The organism is Paracoccus chinensis (genome assembly GCF_900102885.1).
In the GTDB taxonomy this organism is placed as follows: Bacteria; Pseudomonadota; Alphaproteobacteria; order Rhodobacterales; family Rhodobacteraceae; genus Paracoccus; species Paracoccus chinensis.
Genome location: NZ_FNGE01000003.1, coordinates 81,328 through 95,734, shown reverse-complemented (window position 1 = coordinate 95,734; position 14,407 = coordinate 81,328). Strand labels below are relative to the sequence as shown.

At 69.7% G+C, this 14,407-nt stretch carries 14 protein-coding genes; 9 read left to right on the top strand and 5 right to left on the bottom strand.

What is annotated here, in order from left to right; all coding sequences use genetic code 11:
- Positions 1–3: 3 nt before the first annotated feature.
- From BLQ03_RS04190 to BLQ03_RS04175, 4 genes are read right to left on the bottom strand one after another with little or no spacing between them, the layout of a single operon-like run.
- The gene (locus BLQ03_RS04190) at positions 4–624 is read right to left on the bottom strand and encodes a TetR/AcrR family transcriptional regulator (protein WP_090753283.1); all 621 of its coding nucleotides are present in this window, start codon (positions 622–624) and stop codon (positions 4–6) included.
- 42 nt (positions 625–666) lie between these two features.
- Positions 667–1,260: a DUF2585 family protein gene (locus tag BLQ03_RS04185; protein ID WP_090753281.1), complete on the bottom strand. Its 594-nt coding sequence runs from the start codon at positions 1,258–1,260 to the stop codon at positions 667–669.
- A gap of 46 nt (positions 1,261–1,306) precedes the next feature.
- Positions 1,307–3,784 (bottom strand): ABC transporter permease, encoded by a 2,478-nt coding sequence (locus BLQ03_RS04180; RefSeq protein ID WP_090753681.1) that lies wholly within the window; start codon positions 3,782–3,784, stop codon positions 1,307–1,309.
- A 38-nt stretch (positions 3,785–3,822) separates the two neighbouring features.
- Entirely contained in the window at positions 3,823–4,500 is a 678-nt protein-coding gene (locus BLQ03_RS04175; RefSeq protein WP_090753279.1) for an ABC transporter ATP-binding protein, read from the bottom strand.
- A 95-nt stretch (positions 4,501–4,595) separates the two neighbouring features.
- Between BLQ03_RS04175 and BLQ03_RS04170 the strand changes: the two genes are divergently transcribed.
- Genes BLQ03_RS04170 through BLQ03_RS04155 form a run of 4 tightly spaced genes read left to right on the top strand, consistent with a single transcriptional unit; the run spans position 4,596 to position 7,812 of the window.
- Positions 4,596–5,252 carry an arylesterase gene (locus tag BLQ03_RS04170; protein WP_090753277.1) on the top strand — a complete coding sequence of 219 codons (657 nt, stop codon included), beginning with the start codon at positions 4,596–4,598 and terminating at the stop codon, positions 5,250–5,252.
- A gap of 36 nt (positions 5,253–5,288) precedes the next feature.
- Entirely contained in the window at positions 5,289–6,020 is a 732-nt protein-coding gene (locus tag BLQ03_RS04165; protein WP_090753275.1) for a 5-oxoprolinase subunit B family protein, read from the top strand.
- Positions 6,011–7,039: a 5-oxoprolinase subunit C family protein gene (locus tag BLQ03_RS04160; protein ID WP_090753273.1), complete on the top strand. Its 1,029-nt coding sequence runs from the start codon at positions 6,011–6,013 to the stop codon at positions 7,037–7,039. The genes BLQ03_RS04165 and BLQ03_RS04160 overlap by 10 nt, the downstream gene beginning before the upstream one ends.
- On the top strand, positions 7,036–7,812 hold the full coding sequence (locus BLQ03_RS04155) for a LamB/YcsF family protein (RefSeq protein ID WP_090753271.1): 777 nt from the start codon (positions 7,036–7,038) through the stop codon (positions 7,810–7,812). Before BLQ03_RS04160 ends, BLQ03_RS04155 begins: the two co-directional genes overlap by 4 nt.
- Positions 7,813–7,903: 91 nt before the next feature.
- On the opposite strand, the gene BLQ03_RS04150 is transcribed toward BLQ03_RS04155, so the two are convergent.
- Positions 7,904–8,326: a Fur family transcriptional regulator gene (locus tag BLQ03_RS04150; protein ID WP_090753269.1), complete on the bottom strand. Its 423-nt coding sequence runs from the start codon at positions 8,324–8,326 to the stop codon at positions 7,904–7,906.
- Between the two features lie 138 nt (positions 8,327–8,464).
- Here BLQ03_RS04150 and BLQ03_RS04145 point away from each other — a divergent pair, with 138 nt between their 5' ends.
- The 5 genes from BLQ03_RS04145 (at position 8,465) to BLQ03_RS04125 (ending at position 14,407) form a co-directional block, all read left to right on the top strand.
- Entirely contained in the window at positions 8,465–9,370 is a 906-nt protein-coding gene (locus BLQ03_RS04145; RefSeq protein ID WP_090753266.1) for a metal ABC transporter substrate-binding protein, read from the top strand.
- Positions 9,371–9,374: 4 nt separating this feature from the next.
- On the top strand, positions 9,375–10,253 hold the full coding sequence (locus BLQ03_RS04140; RefSeq protein WP_090753264.1) for a manganese/iron ABC transporter ATP-binding protein: 879 nt from the start codon (positions 9,375–9,377) through the stop codon (positions 10,251–10,253).
- A 29-nt stretch (positions 10,254–10,282) separates the two neighbouring features.
- Complete coding sequence (locus BLQ03_RS04135; RefSeq protein WP_090753679.1) at positions 10,283–11,110, top strand: metal ABC transporter permease; 828 nt, start codon at positions 10,283–10,285, stop codon at positions 11,108–11,110.
- The gene (locus BLQ03_RS04130; RefSeq protein ID WP_090753262.1) at positions 11,107–11,940 is read left to right on the top strand and encodes a metal ABC transporter permease; all 834 of its coding nucleotides are present in this window, start codon (positions 11,107–11,109) and stop codon (positions 11,938–11,940) included. Before BLQ03_RS04135 ends, BLQ03_RS04130 begins: the two co-directional genes overlap by 4 nt.
- A gap of 109 nt (positions 11,941–12,049) precedes the next feature.
- Positions 12,050–14,407, top strand: a complete 2,358-nt coding sequence (locus tag BLQ03_RS04125; protein WP_090753259.1) for a NosR/NirI family protein — start codon at positions 12,050–12,052, stop codon at positions 14,405–14,407.

Here is a 14,407-nt window from a genome sequence, read left to right as displayed (position 1 = left end):
CCCTCAGTCCGCACGATAGGCGCGCACGAAGCCCTGCACCACATGATCCACGAAAGCCTCGCCGTCGAGCGGATAAGCCTTCGCCCCGCCCAGTTCTCCCTGGTGCAGCGCCCCCAGCAGCAGCGGAGATGCCAGCGCCAGCGCGGCCATGCGGGTGTCCACGTCGCGCATCTGGCCCCGCGCCACATGGGTATCCAGCCGCTCGGCCAGGGCGATCACGAAGGGCTCGAACATGGTGTCGATGAAGGCGGGTCCCAGCAGGTCGTCGCGCATCCCCTCGACCATGCCCATCGCCAGCATCGCGGCGACGCCGTGGCGCGTCATGACCGTCCAGGACAGGATCACCGCGTCTCGGATCGAGTTCTCGAACTCCGGCCCGGCCTTGCGGGTGACCTGGAACTGCCCCTGCCCGCGCTGGCCCGAATCCTCGAACACGGCCATGACGATGTCGTCGCGCCGCCCGAAATAGTGGTTCAGCGTCGAGACGCTGCACTCGGCCGACATTGCCAGTTCCCGCAGCGTCGGCCGCATGGCGCCGCGCTGCGTCAGCCGCGCCCTGAGCCGGTCCAGAAGCTCGGCCCGGCGCTCGTCGAAGCGCGCATTGCGGGCGCCCTTTGACCTCACCCCGTCGTCCTTTCCCGGCCCCTTGGCCGCCTTTCCGGTTTCTCAACGCAGGACGATCCGGGCCGTGCCCAGGATGAAGCCGTCATGGATCATCACCGCCACGCCGATTTCGGCCATGATGCCCGCCATGACAAGGACCCGGCGCGGCAACACATGCGCCGCAATGAAGCCCAAGGCCACAAACGCGGTGTCGCTGAGCGCATTGACGATGCTGTCGCCGCGATAAACGCCGAGGCTGCCCGGGTCGTTGAACATGGCAATGACCCAAGGGGTGTTCTCGACCACCTCCCACACGCCGCTGCAGGCGAGGACCATGACCAGCCGCTTGTGCAGCGGCCAGAGCGGACACACCCAGCACGCGGCGAAGTAGAGCCCCGCCCCCGAGATGGCGTGCAGCGCCGAGTAGTAATCCGTCAGGTGCTGCGAGTTGTGGTCGGCCAGCGTGCTCGCGCTCCACCATTCCAGCGGAACGGCCGCAGGCAGGAAACCGCGGCCCAGCATCAGCAGCCACAGCACGACGGCGCCGTTCACCAGCAGGATGCCCAGGCACAACGTGACTGCCGGGCTGGCCGGGAACGATCCCAGCGAGGGGGGCGGCGCCAGCCGGGCGCGGCGGTTCATGTCGTCGAAATGCAAAGGGGAACGCCCTCCTTGCAGGTTGCGGGGCTTGGGTTCGGGCCGCTCACTCGGATTTCAGCAGCGTGGCGGGCTTGACCCCTAACGCCCGCAGCGCGAAGCCCAGTTCCGCCGCCAGTGCCGCAATCACGCCGCCGACGACCAGAAGGATGGCGCTGGACCAGATCACGGCATGGTCCACCTCGAGCACGAATCGCGCTACGGCCCAGCCCGCAACCACGCCGGCGGCGATGGCGGCAAGGCCCGCCAGTGCGCCGAGGATCGCCGCCCGCAGGGCGAAGCTGGCCAGGATCACGGCGCGGCTCGCGCCAAGGGCCTTGAGGATCGCAGCCTCGTAGCGGCGCGAACGCGCCCCCGCCAGGGCGGTGCCGACCAGCACGGCGAAGCCCGTGACCAGCGTGGCCGCCGCCCCCCAGCGCACCGCGACCGCGATCCCGCCCAGCAGGTCCGAGGCCCGCTCGATCGCCTCGCCCACGGGGATGCCCGTGACATTGGGCCAGCGGTTGGTGACATCGCGCAGGATGGCGTCCTCGGCCCGGGGCTCGGCATAGACGGTGGCAATCCAGGTGTGCGGCGCTCCCCGAAGTGCGGCGGGGTTCATGGACATGACGAAGCCGATCCCCGCGTTGCGGAAGTCCACCTTGCGGAACGAGCCGATGATGCCCGTGATGTCGCGGCCCATGATGTTGACGGTCAGGGTGTCGCCCAGGGACAGACCGATCTCGGCGGCTTCCTCTTCCGCGAAGCTGATCAGAGGCGGGCCGTTATAATCGGCCGGCCACCATTCGCCCGCCGTGATCGTGGTGCGCGCGGGCGGGTTGTCGGAATAGGTCACGCCCCGGTCGCCCCGGACGACCCAATGGTCGCCCGCGACCTCCTCGGCCGGGCGGCCGTTGATCCGGGTGACGACGCCCCGCATCATGGGGGCGGCCTCGACGCGGCTGACGGCGGGATTCTCGGCCATCATGGCGCTGAAGCCGTCGATCTGGTCGGGCTGCAGGTCCACGAAGAAGAACGAGGGCGCGACCTCCGGCATCTCGCGCGCGATGGCGCCGCGCAGGGTGCCGTCGATCTGCCCCACGGCGGCCAGCACCGCCAGACCCAGTCCCAGCGACAGGACCACGGCCGAAGCCTCGGCCCGCCGTGTCCTGACCGCGCCCAGCGCCAGCCGCAGCGCCGGGCGGGCACGGGCCAGCCGCATCAGCGCGCGCGCCAGCGGGGCCGCAAGCTGGGCCGACAGCGCGAGCAGGCCCAAGGCGCCCGCGATACCGCCCAGCGTCCACAGCGTCAGCCGCCAGTTGCCCGAGAACACGGCCGCAACCACCACCAGCGCCAGGGCGGCGGCGCCGGTCATCGCCAGATAGGGTGCGCGCGGCAGGCGGCGCCCGCCCGCGACGGCCGATCGGAACAGCACTGCTGCCCGCGTCTCGGCCGCCAGCGCCAGCGGCCACAGGGCGAAGACCAGCGCGGCCAGGATGCCGTAAAGCGCGGCCTCGGCCAGCGGCCCGGGGTAGATCCCGAAAGAAGCGGGCATGGGCAGGCGCGACTGGATCAGCGACGCCAGCGCCAGCGGCAGGCCCGCGCCCAGCACAAGGCCGATGGCGACGCCCGCCAGCGTCAGAAGGCCAACCTGCAGCAGGTAGACAAGGAAGACCGTGCCCCGGCTGGCCCCCAGCGTCTTGAGCGTGGCGATCACCGGCAGCTTTTCATCCAGGTAGGCGCGCACCGCCGCAGCCACGCCCACGCCGCCCACGGCAAGGCCGGAGAGCCCGATCAGGACCAGAAAGGACCCCAGCCGCTCGACAAAGGTCGAAAGCCCCGGCGCACCTTCCCGCGCGTCCCGCCAGCGCGGGGCGGCGTTTCCCAGTGCCTCTGTCACCTCGGCCTGCGCGGCGTCCAGGTCGGTACCCGGCGGCAGCAGCAGCCGGTATTGCGAGGAAAACAGCGTCCCCGGCCCCAGCAGCCCGCTATCCGCAAGGTCGGCGGTCCGCACGATGGTGACGGGCCCCAGAGCGAGGCCCTCGCCCGTGTCGTCCGGGAAGCGGTCAAGGATCGCGGTCAGGGTGAAATCCTGCACCCCCAGCCGGAAGCGGTCGCCCACCGACAGACCCAGCCGCGTGGCGAGCGCCTGCTTCATCACCGCGCCGGGAATGCCGCCATCGGACGCAAGCGCCTGATCCAGCGGGATCGGCGGCGACAGCGTGACGGCACCGACCAGCGGATAGGCGTCGTCCACGGCCTTGACCTGCGTCAGCGCGCGCTCGCCCCCCTCGACAGTGGCCATGGACCGGAACTCGGCCGTTTCCGAGACGGCGGTGGCGAGGCGGTCCAGCACCGCCCGCTCGTCCTTGCTGGCGAAACGGTAGGTCAGCTGCACCTCGGCGTCGCCGCCCAGCAGCGCCGCGCCGTCGCGCTCCAGCCCCGCCTGGATGGCCGCGCGCACCGTTCCGACCGCCGCCAGCGCCGCAACAGCCAGCGCAAGGCAGGTCAGGAAGACGCCGAAGCCGCGCAGGCCGCCCCGCATCTCGCGCGCGGCGATGCGCCATGCCAGGGACAGGCCGCTCACGCCGCCTGCTCCAGCCGGCCGTCGCGCAGGCGGATGGTGCGGTCGCAGCGGGCGGCCAGTTCCGGCGCGTGGGTGACCAGCACAAGCGTCGTGCCGCTGTCCCGCACCATGCCGAACAGCAGGTCCGAGATCTGCCGACCCGTGGCCTCGTCGAGGTTCCCCGTCGGTTCGTCCGCCAGCAGGATCGCCGGACGCGGCGCCAGCGCGCGGGCCAGCGCCACGCGCTGCTGCTCGCCGCCCGAAAGCTGGGACGGGTAATGGTGGGCACGGTCGCGCAGGCCCACGGCCTCAAGTCCCGCCGTCGCCTGCTCCATCGCATCTGTGCGCCGGGCCAGCTCCAGCGGGATCGCGACGTTTTCCAGCGCGGTCATGGTCGGGATCAGGTGAAAGCTCTGGAACACGACGCTGAGGTTGTCGCGGCGGAACCGCGCCAGCGCGTCCTCTCCCATCGCGGACAGGTCCTGGCCCAGCGCGCGGACCCGGCCCCCGGTCGCGCGTTCCAAGCCCCCCATCAGCATCAGCAGCGACGACTTGCCAGAGCCCGAGGGCCCGACCAGCCCGACCGTCTCGGCCTTGTCCACCGCCAAGGTAAGGCCGCGCAGGATCTCGACAGGGCCTGCGTTCGACCGCAGTGTCAGGCGCACGTCGTCCAGCGACAGAACCGGTTCGGGCATCGGGCGTTTCCTTTCAGGGGCCGCGGCGGATGGACGACAACGCCCCCAAGCCCGTCGCGGCGCCAACAGATCACAAGGAAATGCAGAGGACCGCAATGTTCGCCAGAAGTCTCGCCGCGCTGCTGTTGACCGCCCTGCCCGCCTTTGCCCAGCCCGTCACCGTGGCCGCGCTGGGCGACAGCCTGACACAGGGCTATGGCCTGCCCCAAGATGAGGGGCTGGTCCCCCAACTGCAGGCATGGCTGCGCGAAAGCGGGGCCGAGGTGACGCTGATCAACGCGGGGGTATCGGGCGACACCTCGGCGGGCGGGCTCAGCCGCGTGGACTGGACGCTGGCGCCCGAGGTGGACGGGCTGATCGTGGCCTTGGGCGGGAACGACCTGCTGCGCGGCATCGACCCCGAGGTGACGCGTGCGAACCTTTCGGGCATCCTGGGCGCCGCCCGAAAGGCCCAAGTTCCGGCGCTGCTGGTCGGGCTCGAGGCACCGCCGAACTATGGGGGCGAATATCGAACGGCCTTCAACGCCATCTACCCCGAGCTTGGCGCCGCCTATGACATTCCCGTGATCCCCTCGATGCTGGGTGCCATCGCAGCAGCGCGCGATCCCCTGTCGCTCATGCAGCCCGACGGCATTCATCCCAATGCCCGCGGGGTTCAACTGGTCGTGCAGGCCATCGGCCCGCAGGTGCTGGAGTTCGTGGAAGCGCTCGGCGCCTGCGAGGGGCCTTGCCGTCCGGCCTCGGGATCGTGATCCTGCCCACATGACGCGGATTGATCTCACTTTGCGATGAGCGACTGGCCCAGGATCGCGCCTGCGGGCGTGGACGGCATGGTCGTCACCTTCGCCCCCCGGCTCAGCGAGCCTGCCAACCGCGCGGCGCTGGCCCTGCGGGGAGCCATCGAGGCGGCCCGCTGGCCCGAGGTGCAGGAAACCGCCGTGTCGCTGGTCTCCACCTACCTGCGGCTGGACCCGCTGGCCGATCCCTCGGGGCTGGAGGAACGGCTGCGGCGGCTGGTCGGCGCGCGCGACTGGATGGCCGAGCCCTTGCCGGGCGAGCGCCGTCTGATCCGCATCCCGACCTGCTACGACGGCGACCATGCGCCTCAACTGGACGAGGCCGCCGAAATGGCCGGGCTGACCCGCGCCCAGGCCGTCGACGCGCTGGCGAGCGCTCCCCTCCGCGTGCTGACCATCGGCTTCGCCCCCGGCCAGCCCTATATCGGAGAGCTTCCGTCCGAATGGGACATTCCGCGCCTGCGCCAGCTGACGCCGCGCGTGAAGGCGGGCGCGCTGACGGTGGCGATCCGACAACTGGTGCTGTTCGCGGTCGCGGCGCAGACGGGATGGCGGCAGGTGGGCCAGACAGCGGCGCGGCTGTTCGATCCTGCCGCCGCGCAACCCTTTTTGCTGCGGCCGGGGGACGCGGTGGCCTTCCCGCCGGTCGATGCCGACCGGCTGGCCGCGCTGATGCGCGACCCCAGCGGCGGGATCAGTATCGAGCCCACGGCATGGGCCTGATCGTCCTTGCCTCCTCGGCGGGCGTCACGCTGCAGGACGAGGGCCGGCCGGGCTGGCTGGCACAGGGCCTGTCGCGCGGAGGCGCCGCCGATCCCGTGGCTCTGGCCGAGGGCGCGGCCCTGCTGGGCCAGTCCACGGGCCTGGCCGTGGTCGAACTGGCCAATGTTCCCGCCCGCTTCCGGACGACCAAGACGCTGCGGATCGCGCTGACAGGCGCCCCTTTCCGCGCGACCCTGCGCGAGAGCGGCGAGGACCGGCCCCTAACCTGGAACACGAGCCACGCCCTGCCGCCCGGCGCGGAATTGTCCCTAAGTCCCGCCGAGGGCGGCTTTGCCTATCTCGCCCCGGCGGGTGGGATCGAGGCGCCGCTGGTCCTTGGCGCCCGGTCGGCGCATCTCGCGGCCGGGATCGGCAGGGCGCTGAAGGCTGAGGAGGAACTGGCCCTCGGCCCCGATCCGGGCGGACCCGTGGACATGGTGCTGGAGCCATTGCCCCGCTTCGGCGGCGGGGAAGTCCGTGTCGTCGAAAGCCTCCAGACCTCGGCCTTCCCGCCCGAGCAGATGGAACGGTTCCGCCGCACCACCTTCCGGCGCGACGCGCGGGGGAACCGCATGGGCGTCCGGCTGAACCCGGAGAACGGCATGGGCTTCGAGGCACCGGGCGGATTGTCGATCCTGTCCGAGATCGTCCAGCCCGGCGACATCCAGATCACCGGCGACGGCACGCCCTATGTCCTGCTGTGCGAATGCCAGACGACCGGCGGCTATCCCCGCATCGCCACCGTCCTGCCCTGCGACCTGCCGCGCGTCGCGCAGGCGCCCCCCGGCGCGGCGCTGAGTTTCCGCTTCGTCAGCCGCGCCGAGGGCCGGGAGGCCATGGCAGACCATGCGCGGGCATTGGCCTCGCTGCGCGACAGCCTGCGGCCGAGGCTGCGCGATCCGGCGGCGATGGCCGACCTGCTCAGCTACAATCTCATCGGCGGCGTGGTCAGCGCCCATCATCACGAGGACGCCCCATGACCCTGTCGGTGGACCTGAACGCGGACCTTGGCGAAAGCTTCGGCCCCTGGCCCATGGGCAATGACGAAGCGCTGCTGGAGGTGATCTCCTCGGCCAACGTGGCCTGCGGGGTCCATGCGGGCGACTGGGACGTGATGGCGCAGACGATGGCGCGGGCGGTGCGGAACAGCGTCGGCATCGGCGCGCATCCGGGCTTTCCCGACCTGCAGGGCTTCGGTCGGCGCGAGATGCAGATGCCCTTGCCCAGCGCCGCTAACCTCGTCCGTTGGCAGCTTGGCGCGGCGCAGGCCATGGCGCGGGCGGTGGGCGGCGAGGTGCGCCACCTGAAGCTGCACGGGGCGCTGGCCAACATGGCCGCGCGCGACGAGGCGCTGGCCGCCGCCTGCTTCGAGGGCGCGCTGTCAGCCGCACCTGACCTCATCCTTGTGGTGCTGGCCGGAACCGCGCAGCAGAAAGCGGCACGGAAGCTTGGTGCCCGGGTCGCCTGCGAGATCTTCGCGGATCGTGCCTACAACACCGACGCGACGCTGGTGGACCGCCGCCTGCCCGGCGCGGTGATCCACGATCCCGCGCAGGCGGCCGAGCGGATGCTCCGCATGGTCAGCGCGGGCGCGATCCTGCCGGACGAAGGCGGCCCGATCCCCACCCGCATCGACACGATCTGCCTGCATGGCGACACGCCGGGCGCGGTGGAGATCGCGCGGGCGGTGCGGGAGGCGCTGACCGGGGCGGGAATGACCATTGCGCGCTTCGAGGGGGTTCCGCTCGGCTGAGCTTGCGCCTTCTGGCACGGCTGGACCGGGGGCTGTCTGCCCCCGGACCCCCGAGGATATTTGGACAAAGAAGAAAGACTTCGGCGGGAGCTCAGCTTTTCCGGATCCGGCGGGCGCGGATCAGCGTGTGCTGGCTGACGATTTCGTAGCCCAGACGCTCCAGCGCCTCGCGGCGCAGGCGGGCGATCTCGTCGTTGGGGATTTCGATGACCTCGCCGGTGTCGATGTCCACCACGTGGTCGTGTTCGGCCAAGGGCGTGATCTCGTAACGCGAGGACTCGCTTTCCAGCGTCAGCTTGCGGATGAGCCCGGCTTCTTCCAGCGCCGAAAGCGTGCGGTAGACCGTCGCCAGCGAGACGGAGTCGTCCACCGCCCGCGCCCGCGCCAGCAGCTCGTCGGCGTTCGGGTGGTCGGCCGAATCCATCAGGATCGCCAGCAGCACCAGCCGCTGCGGCGTCACGCGCAGCCCTGCATCTCGCAGGGCCTGGGCAAAATCGGTCGTATGGGCGCTCATCCCGCCTTTCCTGCTGCCAATGGCCGGAATGTAGCCCGGTCCCCCGGTCGGGGCAAGTAAATGAGAATGGTTCGCAAGGAACTTGACAGATGAGAATGCGTTGCATTTACGTCGAGGAGAGTTTGCAGAGGAGTGAACATGACTTTCCGCGTGGCTGGTCTTCTCGCCGCAACGCTGGTGCTGGGCGCCGGGCCGGTCCAGGCGCAGGACCGCCTGAAGGTCGCGACCACCTTCACCGTCATCGCCGACATGGCCCGCAACGTGGCGGGTGACGCGGCCGACGTCGTGTCCATCACCCGTCCCGGCGCCGAGGTGCATGGTTATGAGCCGACGCCCCGCGACATTGTGGGGGCGCAGGACGCCGACCTGATCCTGTGGAACGGGCTGAACCTGGAACGCTGGTTCGAGCAGTTCCTGGGGAACCTGAAGGACGTGCCCTCGGCCACGGTCAGCGAGGGGATCGAGCCGCTGCCAATCTCGGGCGGCGACTACGAGGGCAAGCCCAACCCCCATGCCTGGATGGGACTGGAGAACGCCCGCATCTACGTGGACAACATCACGGCAGCCATGGCCGGAGCCGACCCGGCGAATGCCGCGACCTACAAGGCCAACGCTGACGCCTACAAGGCCGAACTGGCCGCCGCACTGGAACCCCTGCGCGCCGAGATCGCCGAGATCCCCGAGGCGCAGCGCTGGCTTGTCACCTGCGAGGGCGCCTTCAGCTATCTCGCCCGCGACCTTGGGCTGCGCGAGCTTTACCTGTGGCCGATCAACGCCGACCAGATGGGCACGCCCCGGCAGGTCCGGACCGTCATAGACACGGTGCGCGAGAACGACATCCCCGCCGTCTTCTGTGAAAGCACCGTCAGCCAGGCCCCCGCCCAGCAGGTCGCCCGCGAGACGGGCGCGCATTACGGCGGCGTCCTTTACGTGGACAGCCTGTCGGAACCGGACGGGCCGGTGCCGAGCTATCTGGACCTGATGCGCGTCACGACCCGGACGATCGCGGACGGGCTGGCCGCCGGGATTGCGGAACAGGACTGACCCCATGCTCGCCCCACTCCCTACCGCCGGCCAGGGGATCGCCGCCCGCGACGTGACCGTGACCTATCGCAACGGCCATACGGCGCTGCGCCATGCGAGCTTCGAGATCCCGCAGGGGACCGTCACGGCGCTGGTGGGGGTGAACGGCGCGGGCAAGTCCACGCTGTTCAAGGCGATCATGGGCTTCGTCCCCGTGGCTTCGGGCGAGATCCGGCTGCTGGGCATGACGGTGCCGCAGGCGCTGAAACGCAACCTCGTCGCCTATGTGCCGCAGTCCGAAGAGGTGGACTGGTCCTTCCCCGTGCTAGTCGAGGACGTGGTGATGATGGGCCGATATGGCCACATGGGCTTTTTGCGCCGTCCCTCGGCCGCCGACCGCGCGGCGGTGGAGGCGGCGCTGGTCCGCGTCGGGATGGCCGACCTGCGCCACCGCCAGATCGGCGAGCTGTCGGGCGGGCAGCGCAAGCGCGTCTTCCTGGCCCGCGCACTGGCGCAGGACGGCCGCGTGATCCTGCTGGATGAACCCTTCACCGGCGTTGACGTGGGAACCGAGGACCAGATCATCGCTCTTCTGCGCGAGCTGCGGGACGAGGGCCGGGTAATGCTGGTGTCCACCCACAACCTCGGCTCGGTGCCCGAGTTCTGCGACCGCGTGGTGCTGGTCAAGGGCACCGTCCTGGCTCACGGCCCGACCGAGACGACCTTCACGCGGGAAAACCTCGAACGCGCCTTCGGCGGCGTCCTGCGGCATTTCACGCTGGGCGGGGACGTGCTGCACGATGACGACGACCCCCGCCACGTCACCATCCTGACCGACGACGAACGCCCGCTGGTGCGCTACGGCAACCGCACCCGCACGCGCGAGCCGGGGGACGGACCGTGATCCTGCTGGAGCCTTTCGACTACAGCTACATGACCACGGCCATGTGGGTTTCCGCGCTGGTCGGGGGCGTCTGCGCCTTCCTCTCGGCCTACCTGATGCTGAAGGGCTGGTCGCTGATCGGGGACGCGCTGTCCCATTCCGTCGTGCCCGGCGTCGCCGGGGCCTACATGCTGGGCCTGCCCTTCGCGCTGGGAGCCTTCCTGTCCGGTGGGCTGGCGGCGGCGGCGATGCTGTTCCTGTCAGACCGCTCGGGGCTCAAGCCCGACGTGGTGATCGGGCTGATCTTCACCAGCTTCTTCGGGCTGGGGCTGTTCATGGTCTCGCTGAATCCGGTGGCGATCTCGGTCCAGACGATCACCATGGGCAACATTCTGGCGATCACGCCGGGGGACACGGCTCAACTGGCCATCATCGGCTTCGTCTCGCTGGCCGTGCTGCTGGCGAAGTGGAAGGATCTGATGGTCGTCTTCTTCGACGAAACCCACGCGCGGTCCATCGGTCTGCGGCCGGGTCTGCTGAAGGGCGTCTTCTTCGTCCTGCTGTCGGCCTGCGTGGTGGCGGCGATGCAGACGGTCGGCGCCTTCCTGGTCATCGCCATGGTCGTGACGCCCGGCGCCACGGCCTATCTGCTCTGCGACCGCTTCCCGCGCCTGATCGCGCTGTCGGTCGCCATCGGAACTGTGACCAGCTTCGTCGGCGCCTATCTCAGCTATTTCCTGGACGGCGCCACGGGGGGGATCATCGTCTGCCTGCAGACGCTGGTGTTCCTCGCGGCCTTCGTCTGGGCGCCCAAGCACGGGCTGCTGGCCTCGCGCGCCAAGGCTGCAGCGGCCCTGAGGGACGGGGCCGCGCCGTGATCGAGACGCTGCTGCTGCCCTTTCACTTCGAGTTCATGCGCAGCGCCTTCCTGATCGCGCTGATCGTGTCGGTGCCGACCGCTCTTCTGTCCTGCTTCCTGGTGCTGAAGGGCTGGGCGCTGATGGGCGACGCGGTCAGCCACGCGGTCCTGCCCGGAATCGTGCTGGCCTATGTCTTGGGGCTGCCCCTGATGCTCGGCGCATTTGGCGCGGGGATGCTGACGGCGGTTGCGACGGGCTTTCTGGCCGAGAACAGCAGGATCAAGCAGGACACCGTGATGGGCGTCGTCTTTTCCGGCATGTTCGGACTGGGCATCGTGCTTTACACGGCGATCACCTCGGACGTGCACCTGGATCACATCCTGTTCGGCAACATGCTGGGGGTGCAGCCCGCCGACCTGTGGACGGCGGGGGTGATCTCGGCCGCCGTCGCAGGGGCCTTGGTCCTGAAATGGAAGGACCTGATGCTGCACGCCTTCGACCCGGCGCAGGCGAGAGCCTCGGGGCTGCCGGTGGGGCTGCTGCATTACGGACTGCTGACGATCCTCTCGCTGACCATCGTGGCGACGCTGACCGCGACCGGGCTGATCCTGGCCGTCGGGTTGCTGATCGCGCCCGGCGCCATCGCCTTCCTGCTGGCGCGCAGCTTCGGGCGGATGCTGGCCGTCGCGGTGGCCGTCTGCATGGCGGCGATGCTGGGCGGCGTTTACGCCAGCTTCTTCCTGGACAGCGCGCCCGCCCCCACGATCATCCTGATCCTGTCCGCGATCTTTGTCGCCGCCTTCTACCGCAGGCAGCGCCAGATCCGGCGCAACAACTCCATGGGTTGAACCCCGCGCCCGTTCGGGCCAGCCTTTCTCCCGAACATTGCCCCATCGCAACGTTTGGCGCGCCGGACTGCGCGAGAAGCGGGCAGCCAAGACCTGGCCGGAGTCCGTGATGCCCATTCGCCCTGCCCTTCTCTGCCTGCTCCGCATGATGATTCTCGTGGTGGCAGGGCTGGGCTTCGTCTCGGCCGCGCAGGCGGCGACGCTGGCCGAGGCGCTTGCCAAGACGCCGGTCTCGGCGTTGTTTCAGGGGGCCGATGCGTATGGCACACCGCAGGGCAGCCCCGCCATCGTGCCGGTCATGCGCGGGACCGAGACGCTGGGCTACGCCTATCTCGCCTCGGACTTCACGGCCTCGACCGGCTATTCCGGCAAGCCCATCCATATCCTTGTCGGCATCGACCCCAAGGGCGTCGTGCAGGGCCTCAGCCTGATCGAGCATCACGAGCCCATCGTCCTGATCGGCATCCCCGAGGAGCGGGTTCTGAAGGCCATCAACGGCCTGATCGGCGCCGACCTGGGCCGCGTCGCGGCCAGCGAGGCTCGCCCGCCGCAGGTGGACATCGTCGCGGGCGCGACCGTGACCGTTCTGGTGATGGGCGACAGCGTCGTGCGCTCGGCCGTGCAGCTGATCCGCTCGGGGCGGCTGGGCGGCGTGGAGCCCGCCACCGTCGCGCCCGAGGTGCAGCGCGAACTGGACCCCGGCGCGACCGCCCCCGACGACTGGGAAACGCTGGTCGGCGACGGCTCGGTCCGGTCGCTGGTGATGACCGTGGGCGAGGTCAGCGAAGCCTTTCAGGCCGCAGGCCAGCCCCAGGCCGCTGCCCACCCCGAGACAAAGACCCCCGAGGACAGCTTCATCCAGCTTTACATGGCGCCCGTGTCGGTGCCCGCCATCGGCACCAGCCTGCTGGGCCAGCAGGGTTATGAGCGCCTGGCCCAGCGGCTGAAACCCGGCCAGGCGGCGATCCTTGTCGCGGGCGACGGGGCCTATTCCTTCAAGGGCTCGGGCTATGTGCGCGGCGGCATCTTCGACCGCATCGAGATCCTGCAGGACGGCCAGGGCATCCGCTTCCACGACCGCGACCACACCCGCCTGCCCGCGCTGGCCGCCAAGGGCGCCCCGCGCCTGCGCGAGATCGCCCTGTTCGTCGTCCCCGAGGGCGCCGGCCTCGACGTAACCAAGCCTTTCGAGCTTCAACTGCTGGTGCAGCGGACAACGCAGGGCCGCGACAAGGCCACCCTGCCCTTCAACCTCGGCTACCAACTGCCCGAGCAGTACCTGCTGCCCGCGCCCGAGCCTGAGCCGGTGGCGCAGCCTGTCCCCGAGCCCGCCACCCAGACCACCGTGGGCGAGCCCCTCCCCGAGGACGACGGCCCCGCGCTGTGGAAGACGATCTGGGACATGAACCGCGTCAATGTCGCCATCGCGGCCGTGGCACTGGGCGTGCTGACGCTGATCTTCTTCTTCCAGGACCTGCTGGTGCGCCGCCCCGTGCTGTTCACCTGGGTCCGCCGGGCCTACCTGACCTTCACGCTGGTCTGGCTGGGCTGGCTGGTGAACGCGCAGCTGTCCGTCGTGAACGTGCTGACGTTCTTCAACTCGCTGCTGTCGGGCAATTTCTCGTGGGAATATTTCCTGACCGCGCCCTTGGTCTTCATCCTGTGGGTCGCCGTGGCGGCGGGGCTGCTGTTCTGGGGCCGGGGACCGTTCTGCGGCTGGCTCTGCCCCTTCGGCGCACTGCAGGAACTATCGAACACCATCGCCCGCAAGCTGCGCGTGCCCCAGTTCACCGTTCCTTGGGCGCTGCACGAACGGCTCTGGCCGCTGAAATACATGATCTTCCTCGGCCTCTTCGGGCTGTCGCTGTATTCCCTTGCCCGCGCCGAAGTTTATGCCGAGGTCGAGCCCTTCAAGACCGCGATCATCCTGAACTTCATGCGGGAATGGTGGTTCGTGCTGTTCGCGCTGGCCTGCCTGCTGCCGGGGCTGTTCATCGAGCGCTTCTACTGCCGCTACATGTGCCCGCTGGGCGCGGCGCTGGCGATCCCGGGACGGATGCGGATGTTCGAATGGCTCAAACGCTGGCCGGAATGCGGCTCGCCCTGCCACCGCTGCGCCAAGGAATGCCCGGTGCAGGCGATCCACCCGGAAGGCAACATCAACGTCAACGAATGCATCTACTGCATGCATTGCCAGGTGCTTTACCACGACGATGAACGCTGCCCGCACATGATGACCGTCAAGGCGCGGCGCGAGAAGATCGCCCGCAGCGCCGGCCCGAAGATGCCTGACCTCAAGGGCGCCAAGCCCGCGCTGAAGCCCGCGACCGGCGCCGTCGGCGGCACTCCCGTCGCCAGAACCACCACCCCTAAGCCTGCCGGCAAGGAGCCTCCGGCCTTCCGGGCGCAGAAGCGTCTGGCCGAGCAGGCGGCGGAACCCACCACTCCAAACCCTCAAGGAGCTTGA

What these genes read in the sequence shown, in the direction of transcription:
- BLQ03_RS04180 (WP_090753681.1), bottom strand. Translation starts at nt 3,784, where the DNA reads ATGCGGGGCGGCCTGCGCGGCTTCGGCGTCTTCCTGACCTGCCTTGCG.
- BLQ03_RS04175 (WP_090753279.1), bottom strand. Translation starts at nt 4,500, where the DNA reads ATGCCCGAACCGGTTCTGTCGCTGGACGACGTGCGCCTGACACTGCGG.
- BLQ03_RS04170 (WP_090753277.1), top strand. Translation starts at nt 4,596, where the DNA reads ATGTTCGCCAGAAGTCTCGCCGCGCTGCTGTTGACCGCCCTGCCCGCC.
- BLQ03_RS04165 (WP_090753275.1), top strand. Translation starts at nt 5,289, where the DNA reads ATGAGCGACTGGCCCAGGATCGCGCCTGCGGGCGTGGACGGCATGGTC.
- BLQ03_RS04160 (WP_090753273.1), top strand. Translation starts at nt 6,011, where the DNA reads ATGGGCCTGATCGTCCTTGCCTCCTCGGCGGGCGTCACGCTGCAGGAC.
- BLQ03_RS04155 (WP_090753271.1), top strand. Translation starts at nt 7,036, where the DNA reads ATGACCCTGTCGGTGGACCTGAACGCGGACCTTGGCGAAAGCTTCGGC.
- BLQ03_RS04150 (WP_090753269.1), bottom strand. Translation starts at nt 8,326, where the DNA reads ATGAGCGCCCATACGACCGATTTTGCCCAGGCCCTGCGAGATGCAGGG.
- BLQ03_RS04145 (WP_090753266.1), top strand. Translation starts at nt 8,465, where the DNA reads ATGACTTTCCGCGTGGCTGGTCTTCTCGCCGCAACGCTGGTGCTGGGC.
- BLQ03_RS04140 (WP_090753264.1), top strand. Translation starts at nt 9,375, where the DNA reads ATGCTCGCCCCACTCCCTACCGCCGGCCAGGGGATCGCCGCCCGCGAC.
- BLQ03_RS04135 (WP_090753679.1), top strand. Translation starts at nt 10,283, where the DNA reads ATGACCACGGCCATGTGGGTTTCCGCGCTGGTCGGGGGCGTCTGCGCC.
- BLQ03_RS04125 (WP_090753259.1), top strand. Translation starts at nt 12,050, where the DNA reads ATGCCCATTCGCCCTGCCCTTCTCTGCCTGCTCCGCATGATGATTCTC.